This is a genomic window from Spirosoma panaciterrae DSM 21099, from assembly GCF_000374025.1.
Classification (GTDB): domain Bacteria; phylum Bacteroidota; class Bacteroidia; order Cytophagales; family Spirosomataceae; genus Spirosoma; species Spirosoma panaciterrae.
Genome location: NZ_KB893243.1, coordinates 24,779 through 39,218, shown reverse-complemented (window position 1 = coordinate 39,218; position 14,440 = coordinate 24,779). Strand labels below are relative to the sequence as shown.

The 14,440-nt window shown below is 49.2% G+C and carries 15 protein-coding genes; 4 read left to right on the top strand and 11 right to left on the bottom strand.

The window, feature by feature from the left end; genetic code table 11:
- Nucleotides 1-173: 173 nt before the first annotated feature.
- The 3 genes from prfB (at nt 174) to B153_RS0132345 (ending at nt 2,808) form a co-directional block, all read left to right on the top strand.
- A protein-coding gene (prfB, locus tag B153_RS0132355) for a peptide chain release factor 2 (RefSeq protein WP_157635005.1) occupies nt 174-1,254 on the top strand; the annotation gives its coding sequence in 2 pieces (ribosomal slippage) (nt 174-233 and nt 235-1,254; 1,080 coding nt in all).
- A gap of 141 nt (nt 1,255-1,395) precedes the next feature.
- Entirely contained in the window at nt 1,396-2,079 is a 684-nt protein-coding gene (locus tag B153_RS0132350; protein WP_020600908.1) for an SDR family NAD(P)-dependent oxidoreductase, read from the top strand.
- 36 nt (nt 2,080-2,115) lie between these two features.
- Nucleotides 2,116-2,808: an SGNH/GDSL hydrolase family protein gene (locus B153_RS0132345; protein ID WP_083928278.1), complete on the top strand. Its 693-nt coding sequence runs from the start codon at nt 2,116-2,118 to the stop codon at nt 2,806-2,808.
- Between the two features lie 4 nt (nt 2,809-2,812).
- Here the strand turns inward: B153_RS0132345 and B153_RS0132340 are convergent, their stop codons facing one another.
- Nucleotides 2,813-3,187: a hypothetical protein gene (locus tag B153_RS0132340; RefSeq protein WP_157635003.1), complete on the bottom strand. Its 375-nt coding sequence runs from the start codon at nt 3,185-3,187 to the stop codon at nt 2,813-2,815.
- 294 nt (nt 3,188-3,481) lie between these two features.
- Between B153_RS0132340 and B153_RS38445 the strand changes: the two genes are divergently transcribed.
- Entirely contained in the window at nt 3,482-4,516 is a 1,035-nt protein-coding gene (locus B153_RS38445; RefSeq protein ID WP_211221726.1) for a hypothetical protein, read from the top strand.
- Nucleotides 4,517-4,849: 333 nt separating this feature from the next.
- Here B153_RS38445 and B153_RS0132330 read toward each other — a convergent pair whose 3' ends face one another.
- The 10 genes from B153_RS0132330 to B153_RS0132285 all read right to left on the bottom strand — a co-directional run bounded on the left by B153_RS0132330 (nt 4,850) and on the right by B153_RS0132285 (nt 14,435).
- The gene (locus B153_RS0132330) at nt 4,850-5,548 is read right to left on the bottom strand and encodes a DUF2306 domain-containing protein (protein WP_020600904.1); all 699 of its coding nucleotides are present in this window, start codon (nt 5,546-5,548) and stop codon (nt 4,850-4,852) included.
- Between the two features lie 135 nt (nt 5,549-5,683).
- Nucleotides 5,684-6,580 (bottom strand): LytR/AlgR family response regulator transcription factor, encoded by an 897-nt coding sequence (locus B153_RS0132325; RefSeq protein ID WP_020600903.1) that lies wholly within the window; start codon nt 6,578-6,580, stop codon nt 5,684-5,686.
- Nucleotides 6,581-6,588: 8 nt separating this feature from the next.
- Nucleotides 6,589-7,212, bottom strand: coding sequence for a rhomboid family intramembrane serine protease (locus B153_RS0132320; RefSeq protein ID WP_020600902.1), 624 nt, complete (start codon nt 7,210-7,212; stop codon nt 6,589-6,591).
- Nucleotides 7,213-7,265: 53 nt separating this feature from the next.
- Nucleotides 7,266-8,237 carry a polyprenyl synthetase family protein gene (locus B153_RS0132315; RefSeq protein ID WP_020600901.1) on the bottom strand — a complete coding sequence of 324 codons (972 nt, stop codon included), beginning with the start codon at nt 8,235-8,237 and terminating at the stop codon, nt 7,266-7,268.
- Nucleotides 8,238-8,302: 65 nt separating this feature from the next.
- Complete coding sequence (locus B153_RS0132310; RefSeq protein WP_245564980.1) at nt 8,303-9,127, bottom strand: hypothetical protein; 825 nt, start codon at nt 9,125-9,127, stop codon at nt 8,303-8,305.
- Between the two features lie 68 nt (nt 9,128-9,195).
- Nucleotides 9,196-9,630 carry a nucleoside deaminase gene (locus B153_RS0132305; protein WP_020600899.1) on the bottom strand — a complete coding sequence of 145 codons (435 nt, stop codon included), beginning with the start codon at nt 9,628-9,630 and terminating at the stop codon, nt 9,196-9,198.
- Between the two features lie 45 nt (nt 9,631-9,675).
- Nucleotides 9,676-10,362: an NUDIX hydrolase gene (locus B153_RS0132300; protein WP_020600898.1), complete on the bottom strand. Its 687-nt coding sequence runs from the start codon at nt 10,360-10,362 to the stop codon at nt 9,676-9,678.
- Between the two features lie 124 nt (nt 10,363-10,486).
- Nucleotides 10,487-11,140, bottom strand: coding sequence for a hypothetical protein (locus B153_RS0132295; RefSeq protein ID WP_020600897.1), 654 nt, complete (start codon nt 11,138-11,140; stop codon nt 10,487-10,489).
- Between the two features lie 105 nt (nt 11,141-11,245).
- On the bottom strand, nt 11,246-12,103 hold the full coding sequence (locus B153_RS0132290; RefSeq protein ID WP_020600896.1) for a phosphodiester glycosidase family protein: 858 nt from the start codon (nt 12,101-12,103) through the stop codon (nt 11,246-11,248).
- A gap of 109 nt (nt 12,104-12,212) precedes the next feature.
- On the bottom strand, nt 12,213-14,435 hold the full coding sequence (locus B153_RS0132285; protein ID WP_020600895.1) for a S9 family peptidase: 2,223 nt from the start codon (nt 14,433-14,435) through the stop codon (nt 12,213-12,215).
- Nucleotides 14,436-14,440 lie beyond the last annotated feature (5 nt).

Below are 14,440 nucleotides of genomic sequence, written 5' to 3'. Positions count from 1 at the left end.
GGAATAAACCAGATAATCGCTGGCAATTCTTCTGAACCCGACCCGAAACCCTGATCATCCTGCTTTTGTTCTATCTTTGCAGGTACAAGTTTTATACCACTCCTATACTGAGAATCAAGAGATTCTCTCTATACGTTGTGTTATACTTATTTTTAAACGTTTACGACAAGTTCATGACAACTGACCAGTTGACCGACTTGAGAGCCAGAGTAGAGGCTCTGAGGGGGTATCTTTGACTACGATTCCAAGAAAGAACAATTAGCTGAACTCGAACAGCAAACCTTCCAGCCCGAATTCTGGAATGATGCCGCCCGCGCTGAGGGCGTAATGAAACAGGTCCGCGCCCTGAAAGGCTGGATTACGGGCTACGAAAACCTGAACGGCCAATTCGGTGATCTCGAAACCCTTTTCGAATTTTATGAAGCGGGTGAAGTAACCGAAGAGGAGGTTGACGAGGAGGGCAAAAAGGTAAAAGCGACCCTGGAAGATCTCGAACTCAAAAAAATGCTCGGCAACGAGGAAGACCAGCTCAGTGCCGTACTCGAAATCAATGCCGGAGCGGGTGGCACCGAAAGCCAGGACTGGGCCGATATGCTCTATCGCATGTACATGCGCTGGGCCGAAAAACACGGCTACAGCCTGAAACAGGTCGATTATCAGGAGGGTGATACCGCCGGTATCAAGTCGGCTACAATTGAGGTGGATGGACCGCTGGCGTATGGGTTTCTAAAATCCGAAAATGGGGTTCACCGGCTCGTACGGGTGTCGCCTTTCGATTCCAACGCACGTCGGCACACTTCGTTCGCTTCCGTTTTCGCGTACCCACTGGTCGACGATACCATCCAGATTGACGTTAACCCGGCCGATATTGACTGGGATACCTTCCGGTCTGGTGGTGCTGGTGGCCAGAACGTCAATAAGGTAGAAACGGCGGTTCGATTACGGCACCGACCTTCGGGACTGATTATCGAATGTCAGCAGGAACGCAGTCAGTTGCAGAACAAAGAAGTAGCGATGCGTCTGTTGAAATCGAAGCTGTACGAAATCGAAGTTCAGAAACGTAATGCCGCTCGTGCGGAAGTGGAAGCTGGTAAGCAGAAAATTGAGTGGGGTTCGCAAATCCGTTCGTATGTTCTTGACGACCGCCGGGTGAAAGATCACCGCACGGGCTACCAAACGTCCAATACCGACGCGGTACTCGACGGCGATTTAGACCCGTTTATTAAGGCGTTTTTGCTGGAGCAGGAAGTCTGAACCGAAACTGGGATTCTTAAGATTTAACTGATTTTCTTTATTTTATTGCTTGTAAGGGCATCGGGTTGTGAAACTCGATGCCCTAATGGTTTAAAACCCTATTTTGCATCATTCTGTTGAGTAGGCAAATTCATTACTACTATGAAAACAATATTGATTACGGGCGCATCGGGCGGCTTAGGACAGGATGTGGTGGCTTATTTGCATGAACAGGGGTACAACATTCTGGCAACAGTAGGCTCAGACCGCCATCTGGATGCGTTCAGAGACTTAGCGAACGTGAGCACCAGCGTGGTAAACGCAATCGATGAAAAAAGCGTTGCTGACTACTTATCCGCGCACCAATCCACTGACATCCAGGCGGCTGTTTTACTGGTGGGTGGTTTTGCCATGGGTAGCTTTCAGGAAACCGATAGCAGGCTTATACAAAAGATGTTTGACATCAATTTTCTGTCGGCGTTCAATTTGGTTAAACCGCTGATGAGTCGATTCGAGGCCCAGGGCGGAGGACAGTTCATCTTGATCGGGGCCCGTCCGGCGCTTCGCCCTACCGACGGAAAAAATGTGGTCGCCTACGCGCTCAGCAAATCGTTGGTTTTTCAACTGGCTGATCTAATTAATGCCGAAGGGAAATCCAAAAGCATCACCGCATCCGTACTTGTACCAAGCACCATCGATACGCCCACCAATCGGGAAGCGATGCCTGATGCTGATACCAGTACGTGGATACCGGCCCGAAACATTGCCGAAACGATTGGCTTCCTGCTTAGCGATACGGGCCAGATGACACGCGAAACGATAATCAAACTGTATAACAAGTCCTGATTGGCTGGAACAAGGGGCGAAAATACCTGTATCACGATGCACAAACTATTGGTTTTCTTTGCCCCTCTCCTACTGATCTGGCCCCACGATGTAGCGGACGTTTCTCAGATGACAGACCACGTAGCCAACTACTCCTTTTTGTCGCTTGGCGATTCGTATACCATTGGCGAAAGCGTTGGCGAAGCCGACCGCTGGAGCGTTCAACTCGCTGGGCTGCTTCGCAAAGAGGGTATCAGCATAGACAACCCAGCTATTATTGCCCGAACCGGTTGGACCACTGCCGAACTCCAGGACGCTATTAAGGCCAGTGGTAATCAGAAAACGTACAGCCTGGTTTCACTGTTGATCGGTGTCAATAACCAGTATCGGGGGCAATCGGCAGATCGGTATCGAACAGAATTTCGAACGCTGCTTCAAACTGCTATCCATTTTGCGGGTGGAAAAGCCTCGCATGTATTTGTGCTCTCCATTCCCGACTGGGGCGCTTCCCCGTTTGCAACAGGACGCGATAAAGCTAAAATTGCCCAGGAGATTGATCTGTTCAATACAATCGGTAAAGAAGAATGCCAGAAAGCTCATGTCGCTTTCGTCGATATTACGCCCCTGACCCGTTCGGCGGCTGGCGACGTAACGCAATTTGCTTCGGATGGCCTGCATTATTCAGGCAAGCAAATGAAACAATGGGCTGAGCAGGCATTACCCGTTGCCAAAAAGCTGATGACTCAGTAAACCATTAAACTTGCCGCAACGAGACTCTCGGTTTGCCAAGGTCACTCCAGTGCTTTTTCCAGGCCCGATCGCTGTTCAACGGCCACTCGTTCACAACAACACAGGGCTGAACACCAGGTCGGTTGTTCGGCATTTTAGTCGTGTGAACTCCCTGAAACGCAGGCCCCTTTAGCCACAACGTTAGCCGGAAGAAAGCTACCTGCATACCCGCACTTACCAATCGGCTTCCTCCGCTTTCTTCGCCAATAAACGTAGCACGGTTCTGTTCGCGCCGATAATCGGCCGTTCGTGTATTCGGTGCGGCATTTCTGTCATTGGCCAATACCGTCAACTTACCGTATGATAATTTCTTTGGGGCTATATGGTGTAGGTATAACACACCTGTTTCTCAGTCCGGCTAACCGACGTTCTCAAAGCCATTTGTAGGCCATACAGGAATCGAAACACTTGATTACCTACGCCTAACGTGTGTAACTGGCCTGTTAAACAAGCCGGGTTACCGGGCTATTTATTTAGTCGTTATTGGCTATGCGGTCTACTTACCTATGCTCTAAAAGTACCTGAGTGGCGAATAAGGTATCTAACACTTTTGCCGAGATGGAGTTTACATCATCGTACTAACAACTAATCATATTACTGGATTTTAAAAATGAGAACCTCGTATTTATCAATTTTGATAGCTCTCATGTTAGGGCTCGTGACGGTGATCTCCTGCAAAAAAACAGAAAATGACTTAACGCCCTCTTCGGCGTCAATTTCTGCCTTTACCTGCGGATCAGCCACATTTTCTGCTACGGCTGTCAGCGGTACTTCTTATACCGCGACCGCTACGGTTCCCTACAGGGGTGGCAATGGGGCCTCCTATGCCACAGGTAGTGCCATCGCATCAAGTGGTGTGACAGGCCTGAATGCGACATTAATACCAGGTAATCTGGCCAATGGTGATGGGAGTATAGTCTATAACATCACTGGAACCCCATCAGGAACAGGAACGGCCAATTTCGCGCTCAATTTTGGCGGGCAGACATGTACCCTATCTTTACCCGTCACCTCACCCGGTTCGACTACCGTATCACCAGCCATTTCTGGCTTTACCTGTGGATCAGCCACGTTTTCTGCTACGGCTGTTAGCGGTACTTCTTACACCGCGACCGCTACGGTGCCTTATACAGGTGGCAATGGCGGATCGTATGCCGCGGGTAGTGCCATCGCGTCAAGTGGCGTGACAGGTCTGACTGCGACCTTACTAGCAGGTAATCTGGCCAAAGGTGATGGAAGTATAGTCTACAACATCACTGGAACACCCTCAGCGGCTGGCACGGCCAATTTCGCGATCAATTTTGGTGGGCAGACCTGCACACTGGCTCTCCCCGTCACTTCGCCTGGTTCGACTACCGTAACACCAGCGATTTCTGGACTTACCTGCGCATCAGCCGTATTTTCTGCTTCTGCCGTTAGCGGTACAGCCTATACCGCGACCGCTACAGTGCCTTATATAGGTGGTAATGGCGGATCGTATACGGCGGGCACGGCCATCGCATCAAGCGGTGTGACAGGTCTGACTGCGACCTTGGTATCAGGCAATCTGGCCAAAGGCGATGGAACGATAGTCTTTAACATCACTGGAACACCCTCAGGAACTGGCACAGCCACTTTTGCGCTCAATTTTGGTGGGCAGACCTGTACGCTGTCTCTACCCGTCAAGTAAGGGTATATGATTTAAGCAGGGCTGCTGCTTTTCAAAGCCATCAGCCCTGCTTAAATCATATACCTAAGTACTAGTTATGTTCATTCTGCTTGAAAAAGCCAATCATACGTTTCCTGACTAATTCAGCCATTGAATTTGGCGAATAATACGCTCGAATCGCTAACGCAGGCTATCACCGATCGGTAGTAAACACAACCGGAATGCCGGGTTTCCAGGATATTCGCACTGGCTCCAGATCGGCCTGAAGAGGTTCCGGCGACAACAATGCTCCAGACTCCGATGAGCGAAAAGTACCAGAAGAAATAGAAGGGCAATCAATCGATTTATAGCCAGCTAGGCACCAACCATGTGCTTAGTAGCACTGAATTTTAGTTTATAATACCGTACTGTATACCCGATCAACATACTTCCTACGAGCGTAGGCGCTATCCAACCAGCGGTAAATAGCCATTCGGGCGAGTCAGATGACAGCATGCGTCCCATATTCACAACCAATGCTGCCGTGAATGTAGCGATGTATGAACCACCCATACGGGTAAAATGCTGAAAAAACCAATGCATTTTTTCAACAGGTCTTGCCATAAACTGTAGATCACGCCCAGCGAATACCAGGGTCAGTATCCCGAAGAACGAAAATAGGATGGGGAAAAACGAAGCCCCGTAGGTTATCAATAGATACCCACCAAAGCCGATCATAGCCAAACTAACTGCCAGCGTGACGAAGGTAAGCCCTTTATCGAACGAAGATGGGCCCGACTTCTTCTGCTTGGTAGCCCGCCAGCCCGTCATGCTCAGGTAAAAACTGAATACAGCAATGCCGGTCAGAAACAGGCGCATCATTTTAAAAGGTTGTAAGCCACATAGGAGCAATGCCGTAATGGCAACGGTTATCATACAGTAGACATAGACGAGTCCGGCACGGTTATGCAGACGGCTCCCTTTTTGGGAGAACATGGGAATCAGACCAACCAGTAAGGCAATAGAGCCCGTGGCAATATGCGCTATAAGTAGTGAGCTAAGAAGCGTTTTCATGACCGTTTTCGGCTTGTTGTTTGTTGAGGCAAACCTACAACGACCAGCGCATTACCGGCTCTGAAAAGGGGTAAACAGCATCCTAAGGGACATTTGACAAACTTAATTGCCGTTAGGGACGAACGGTGGGTTAATTTACAAGGCTTTCAACTCCGCTACCAGGGTTTCGTTGTACTGCCGGGCTACAGGAATCTGAAACTGGCCACCGAGTACGTGCAGCTTGTAGCCCTGAGCATTACCCGTTACACGCTCAACCCGGTTCAGATTGATTACGTAAGATCGATGACACCGAACAATATGAGGTTGGGCAATCTGTTTTTCCAGACGACTCAGGCTACTACGCAGAAGCGGTTTCATAATCCGGTCATGGCTGAGGTAAACAACCGTACAGTAATTATCGCTCGATTCGATGTATAGCAGGTCATTGACGGCTAAAGTCAGGCTATCTTTCTCATTATCAGCCAACAGGACCAGCAAATGCGTAGACTGCGGATTCGTTCCTACTTCCGGCTCCTTTTCGACTGGTGGCTCTTGGGCAGGCATATTATGAACAGGCAATGTAGCAGCAGCCTCACTATACTTCTTTAGCTGTCGGATGTAGTTGAGCGATACCAGCCCCACAACCGGAAAGATCCCAACCGAAAACGTGATTACTATGGAGCTGAACCAACTCATCCCACTATGCCTGGAGGCACCTAATAGATTCCCTAAGTACAGTTGGTTCGCAATGGCGATAAGCAGAATGTTAGCTGTAATGAAGAGTATTTCCCGGCCAACGGTCCACTGCTCTTCGCTGAATAGTCGGGGAAACAACCGTCGCCAGACTATGAAATTGAACGCTGTGACCAGAAATGTTACCACGCCAAATCCCGCAATTTTCAGGTCTTTATAGGGCGTATCCCAATTGGTGATCCCAAACGGCTGAAACACCCATAGAAACAGGCCAACGAATAAACCGATACCTACGGCTTTTTGTAACTCCCGACCCGGCGAGTCCTCAGATGGATAAGGTTGGTTGAGGAATCGGAACATAGTAAGGGCTAAAACAGACGCCAGCCCGCAATCTGTTCGATGAACTGGGAAAGCACAGGTGGGTACACAATAATCATAAATAAAACCCCAAACAACGCCCCGTAGAAGTGTGCATCATGATTGATGGCACTCATACCTCTGCGCGATTCATAGTAAGAATAGGCCAGATACAAAGGGCCGAAAATGAAGCCGGGAATCCCAATCGGGATAAAAAACAGGTAAATGGGGTTTAGCGGCCTGAACAGGATGCCAGCAAAAATAATGGCCGATACTCCGCCCGAAGCCCCAAGTGAGTTATAACTCGGATTGTTTCGGTTCTTGAGCAGCGTCGGAATATCCGAAACTATAATGGCTACCAAATAAAATCCGATCAGATAAATGGGACCACTCCCACCAAACAGCGCATAAAAAACCTGCTCGATAAAGCCGCCAAAGAAATAGAAGCTGAGCATGTTAAAGATCAGGTGGCCCCAATCGGCATGTAAAAACCCGGAGGTTATAAGCCGATAGTACTGACCTCGGTTCATCACCTGATATGGATTCATCACCCAACGGTCCATCAGACTGTAATCTCGCCAGGCCATCATACTGATGATGACCGTAACCACAATGATTAATAGTGTAATACTCATAATGTTGTATATACGAAGCATGATGGATCATACAGGAAGCATCATACCTATTTTCAGCTTTCTCGTTCGACCAATTGCCGGGTAAATTGAATTAACACATTTTTTCGATCCGTATTTGCTTTTATCTGATCGAAGTTGACAAACCCCCGGGCAAAATAATCATTAATACGCGCTTCGGTTTGCTGGCGAATACCCAGTTGGTCGTAAATAGAAGTAATCGCTTCTACCTTTTCGCGTTTATCGAATTCGGTTTTCGTAAGCCAACCCGTCAATTCTGCCAACAAAGGCCCTTTTGCCTGCTGCAATGCTTCAATCAGTAGAAACGTTTTTTTATTTGCGATAATATCGCCCCCTACCTGTTTACCAAACTTGGCCGGGTCGCCATATACGTCCAGTAGATCATCTTTTAACTGAAAACCAATGCCGATGTTCATGCCGCCTTCATATAAATGCCGGGTTGTCTCGGCATCGGCCCCGGCAATAAGCCCACCCAATTCGAGCGCGTAGCCGAGCAGTACCGACGTTTTCAGACGTATCATGTCAATATATTCGCTCTCGGTCACATCCCAGCGTGTCTCAAAATTCATGTCCATCTGCTGGCCTTCACAGACTTCGGCGGCTGTTCTACTAAACCGCTCCAATACAGGTTTAAGTCGTTCCGTTTCTACATCCAGCAACAATTGATAGGCATTGACGAGCATGACATCGCCCGATAGGATGGCCACGTTTCCGTTCCATTTTTCATGCACGGTAGGTTGCCCCCGACGCAAAGGCGCCTGGTCCATAATGTCGTCGTGCATGAGTGTGAAGTTGTGAAATACTTCCACGCCCAGCGCAGGCCGTACGGCTTTTTGCCAATGGTCGGTGAAAAGGGAAGCCGCCATTAATGTCAGCAGGGGTCGCATCCGCTTGCCACCCAGGCTCATAATGTACCGAATCGGGTCGTAGAGTTCTGGCGGGGACTCGCCATATTGTAGGTTCTGTAGTTCGGCTTGAAGGGCATCAACAAAAATTGCTGGACTCATTCGGGTGGGGCAGGGTCAGTTCTGCTAAGTGAGAGGCCAAAAATAAAGCAAAAGCCCTCAAAACCCTAACGTCCAATCATCCGGCGGTAACTTCGCTGACCTGGGGTAATGATCACAAATACCAGCCGACCCATTATCACGAAATAACCGTCATTTTTACCCGTATTGCCCCGTATTTCTCCAGGCAGATTAAGCGTTGTCCCCAATTCGGCACGTCGGTCGGCTAAAGCGGCTCCTAATGCACTCATGCCCGTTTTGTCCCGATAGAATGAACTGACATCGTCCAGATAATCGCTCAGAACATGCGTATACGTACCTTCCAGATTGACTCGAAATCGTTCGGTTGCCAGCAAGGGGATACCCAGCCCATATCGCGCAATTCCCGCCAGTCGATTGTACGCAACTCCTTCGGTTTGAAGCGGTGCTAAACTTACTGACTGGCCCTGATAAATGGCTTTGGGTGTCATATACGTTACCCCTGCACCTACCAATACGTAAGGAATGGTAGCCCGGTAGGGATCATCAATAGGCCAGAAATCGACCTGTACGCCACCCCATACATCTGGATTCAGGCTCCGAAACGACAGGTTGTTATAGTAGTTGCGGGTATATTTCTGCTGGGCGTAGATATAGTACAACTGAGCCTCGAACCGATAAGAAAGTCGATTCGAGGCTCGATAGGAAGCAGCCAGGTTGAACGCTCCCCCCAGTTGCAGATGGGCCAGGTTCCCAAACTGGGCCAGATCGCCAGTATAGTGGGTAATCCCCAAACCGGCATGGAGCAGCCAGGTTCCCGGCTGTTCGGCCCAGATTCTGGAGCGTTGTGCCAGCGATGCCGTTATGCAGCAAAGGTACATCGTTACCCAAACTATATGCTTTAAAATCGTCACAAGGCTAACTCGTTAAGAAGACAGCCATGTGACGATTTAAGCAGACAAAGGTAACTTACTATGGCCTTTTACAATTCGCCAATATCCTCATTCCAGAGAGTTGGTTTTTCGGCGATAAACTGCTCCATCATCTCAACGCACTCCGGCAAGTCGAGGTCAATAACTTCAACGCCGTGTTGCTCCATGAATTCACGAGCACCCGGAAACGTACGGGATTCGCCAACAATAACTTTCGGAATTTTAAACTGGACAATGGTTCCGGCACACATATAACAGGGCATCAGCGTCGAATAAATAACGGTGTCTTTAAACGACCCCACGCGTCCGGCATTGTTCAGGCAATCCATTTCGCCATGCAGAATCGGGTTATCTTCCTGCACCCGCTTGTTATGTCCCGACGCTACCAACACACCATTTTTGACCAGCGAAGACCCGATAGGAATGCCGCCTTCACTTAAACTTTTCCGGGCCTGACGAATGGCCTCCTGCATAAATTCGTCCATAGTGTCTTAGGAAGTAGAAATGGTTATCGTTTGATGAAAACTAAACTACAACAATTTCATCGTCTCATAATCGCCAATGTGTTGTAAGTAGAGGAAATTAAGTAAAAGGCCATTGACGTTGGTAATCAGCTTATGCGATTCGGGAATGGTTGCCACCACACTGACAATACGTTCGTGCTCCGACTCACTTCCCATATTCTTGTGGTGGAACGACATGATTTCTTCCCGCGCCATTTCGCGCTCGACGTAGAAAAAATGCATGCCCTCGTCGCTGGTGCCCGTACTCGGATACCAAACCCGTGGGTTTAATTTAGTTAGTTCACTGGCCGTCACAACCAGACCTACTTCTTCACCGATCTCACGGGCAGCAACCTCATCGGCCGCATCGCTGGCATCGACCATACCGGCTGGGTGTTCATAGATTTGAGAGCCATCGGCAATGCGCCGTTGTTTAACCAGTACCACAAATTTTTCTTTCGTGTCTTTGTCGATCAGGCAAACCAGCATGGAAGCTGCGTGGCCTTTCAAAAACAGGGCAGGTGGAATTTTATCCCCTTCGGGCGTGTCGGCATCCACTTCGAGCATAGCAAACAGTACCTCGCCATTGTGCCGTCGACGAATGTAGAAATCGTTGACCGTATTGATTTTCATACCATTCGCTTCCATTTGGCTTTTCCAGTAGCGAAACTTATGGGCCTCTTCCAGCGCTTCAGTCTTTTGGTGGTCGCTCATATCCGTTGGTTAATAGTCAGCAAAAATAAACCGCTAAGGCGCAATAGCCGCAAAGAATTATTGATGGGCAATTCTTTGTGGCTATTGCGCCTTAGCGGTTCACAAACTAATTCCGCGCAATCGCTTATTTGATTTTGAGCCGAATTTTTCCGTTCGAAATGGCGATTTCGTCTTTCTTGTCCTGCTTTTTGTACCCGTTTCCTTCAGGATCAATGTCAGAATCATAGCCCGATGCCTTCGTAATGGCTTTGTCTTCCATTTTACTCATCAGTCGGCCCACGCCACCGAAAACCGTAGCGGATGCTTTCTCTTTCCAGTAGGTTCCGGCCAGTTTCCCCGAAAATGTAGCTTCCAGCGTTCCATCGGTAGCTTTGGTTACCACAACGGTTTCATCATTATTCTGCGAATCGCCTACGTGATACTCCATGCGGGGCTCACGGGTTTCTTCGATGTAGCGGATCGCGGCAATGCCCTTATATTTCTCCAGTCCTTCGTATTTTTTGCGGTACTCTTTCCGATACGGGTCACGGGCATCGACCACCACGTAGGTACCAGGTTCGAGTGCATCCTCACCATTGAAGCTGCCCAGCCAGATTCGAAGTGATTTATCGGGTTTGACCGTATTCGCGGTTATCCACCAGTAATTACCAATCCGGATTCGGCGTGGCTGCGTCGTAAAGTCCTTACCATCAACTTGAGCGGCCAGGGTATTGTCGTTTGCAATCTGGCCAAATGAGGCTGTTGCTGTTAAGAGTAGGCTAAAAAGAAGTAAGCGCATAAGGGTATGTGTCTAAGACCAATAACAGCGGTAAACTTATTGAAATAAATACTACGATGTTATTTCGCTTGAGTGTTCGGTCGATGACTTTGGTCAATGTTTAGACTATCGGATTATCAGCGCATTACTAACAGGTCGCTCGCCAGTGTGGATCCACTGCTTGCTATCGGATGGATAGTTGACAACTCCCTGACTGCCCTTCCCTACCGACCTGATCCAGAGCGTTGTGGACCCTCCTCCATCAAAATTGATGGCATCACGACAACCTAGCCAGCGCATGAAGTTCGTCAACTCATGAAGATTCATTCCCTGTGCATTGGCGTTCCGCCCATCCACCGTTGCCAGAATCAATCGTTTACCCGGGGCAATACACAGACAGGTGCGAGGATGGCGGTTGTCGTTGAAGGCATTGACCAGTAGCTTGTGCGGTTCACCGTTTTGCAGCAAAAGCGGTCCGGTCGTCATCACATTTTCTTCCGAAAGCTGGCGATCCCAGCCGGGTGTATTACCACCAAAAACAATCCTTACCTGATTATTATGAATGACGATGGCCGCCTGCTGATGCTCGATAAGGGTTTTACCCGTAATGCGGGTCGTATCCATCAGTTTCCCATCCACTTTTATCAGATCGACCGAGCCACCGTTTTTAGTATCGAAGAAAGTACCGTTCAGAGCAACCAGCGCTCCAAACCGCTCACCAAACCAGCTTGTGGGTTTCAAACTGTCTCCCGCCGAAGCCAGGGCTACCGTCGGGCTTCGACGCCGATTTTTCAATACGACCAGATTAATGTTCTGTTTTGCCCCAAACAGGCTATCGAAATGCGCTTCCTGCCAAACGACTTGCCGGGTTATACGGGTTGTTCGCCAGTTCGCTTTTTTGACCTGGATTGAGTCGGGCGTTGGCTGCGCATATGACGCAATTCTCCAAAACCCAAAAATGATCAGCAATACACAGTTTTTCATGACGGAATAACTAGAGCCGTATTAATAGAACGCAGATGATTATGGTCTTAACGAATCATAACGATCATAATCATCTGCGTTCTATCGATACGGCTCTATTAAGCTTCTGTTATTTCTGCGATAGACCCTGTGCTTCAGGCCCTATATACCGCTCAAAAAATTCGTAAATGCGAAGCAGTCGGTCAATTCGCTGACGAACATTACCGGAGCGGCTCAGTTCGTGCGTAGCGCCAGGCATTCGTACATATTCAACCGGGCGACCGAGAATTTTGAGGCTTTTATACATCATTTCGCTCTGGATCGGCCCTGTCCGGAGGTCGTTTTCACCATGTTTGATCAATAATGGCGTTTTGATATTCTGTACGAATGTGTACGGCGAATTGGCATCCAGTACTTTGGCTTCGGGCGTCCAGGGATAGGCGAAGTAATTAGGAACTAATCTCCAGGCATTTCCTTCGCCCAAAAAAGTGGTCAGATCGTACACACCGCGTTGCGCAAACGCAGCCTTAAAGCGGTTGTCATGTCCAACAATCCAGGCCGTCAGATAACCTGCATACGAGCCCCCCGTAATGACCTGCCGACTGGTATCGACCCAGGCTTCTTTGGCTGCAGCACTTTCGGCTGCCAGCACATCTTCAGCAGGGCCAGTTCCCCAATCTTTGATGTTGGCCCGCTGGAAAGCGATACCGTACCCGCCCGATCCGCGCGGATTGGCATACACAATGCCATAGCCCTGCGAGCACATATACTGAAACTCATGCCACATCGACGCTTCACCCGGCCCCCACATGGCTGTTGGCCCACCATGCATATTGAGCAACAACGGGTACTTTTTAGAAGCCTCAAAAAAAGCGGGCTTCATAATCCAGTAGTCGACGGTTTGCCCCAGCGAATTTTTGTAGGTATGTTTTTCGGGGAAGCTGAGCTGGCGCTGGGCTACCCAATCGTTATGACTGCTCAGTTTTGTTTGCGACTTGGCCGACGCATCGGCAAGGTACAGCTCGGATGGATTAGCTACTTCTGTCTTCGCAAAAACCACCTGGCTGTTGGCTACATCGAAAGCCGTAACCCCTGTTTCAAAATCGGTTAATTGTGTGACCTGCCGGGTTGCTGGGTCAAGCTTATAGAGAGGTACTCCCCCATTCGACGAAGCTGTAAAATAAATGGCGTAGCTGGAAGGAGCTTTTTTTCCTTTAGCAGCGGTAGTCACTTCCGTCCAGACCAGATTACCAGCCGCCCGGTCGAACGAAACAAGTTGCGGATTGGAAGCGGTAGCACCAGTCAACGTAGCTAAACCAATTTGTGAGAAATTAACCCCTTCGGACGGACTTACCAGAAAGGCCAGTTGTTTGCCATCGGGCGAAATTTCAGGCGACCCGTAGCTCTTACCCGCTTCACCCAATACGGTCGTTAGCTTACCCGATCCGTCGGCCGGAATAAATACAATGGCGTTGTCCTGCTCCCGGTCGGGATGTTTCAGCGAATCGCGGTCGGTAACGGCCAGCAAGCCCTGCCCATTCGGAAGCCAGTTAGCCGCCTGATAGGATTTGTAACTCCGTGTGAGCGGCTTGGGCTTTGCTCCCTCGGTTACGTCCATGCTATATAGATGCTGAAAGGTAATATCTGGCTCGGTCGTCGCTTCGCCCTGGAAATTAAGCCGATTTATAACCTTGGCTTTTTTATCCTCTACATCCTTTGCCAGATAGGCCCGGATTTCGGCCAAAGAACCATCGGGGTTAGGCTTTATTTTCTTATCGACCTTTACGAAATCGTTATTGGCAAAACCGGGTTTTTCCAACGACCAGGATGGCCCACCTTTAGTAGGATTTAGCAACGAATCGGTAAGCATCTGGTTCATGGTTACCCCCCCTGTAAACACAATCCGCTTGCCATCGGGCGACCAGAGCGGGTTTGATGCTCCGTAATTGCTATTGGTCAGTTGCCAGGCTTCGCCCCCATCCAATGGCATAATAAAAATCTGGCTTTTGCCTTTCACCGTCCGAACAAACGCCAGTTGCTTGCCATCGGGAGCCCAAACCGCCTGCCGAGCCGACTCCGGGCCATGCGTCAGCGCCCGCGAATCACCCGGTTTCAGGCTGGTCAGGTAAATATGGGTTTTGTAATCGTATTCTTCGGGGCGGCCATCCACTTTCTGATCGGGGTTCGGCTCGATGGTCGTGATCGTATAAACGGCTTGTTTGCCATCGGGTGACAGTTCAATACCGCCAACCTGCTTGATGCGAGTCAGATCGGTTACGGTTACTTTTGACTTTGTTTGGGCAACAGCAATCTGCGCCGAAATAGCGGTAAAGAGGAGGATTCGTTTCAGCATAGTTT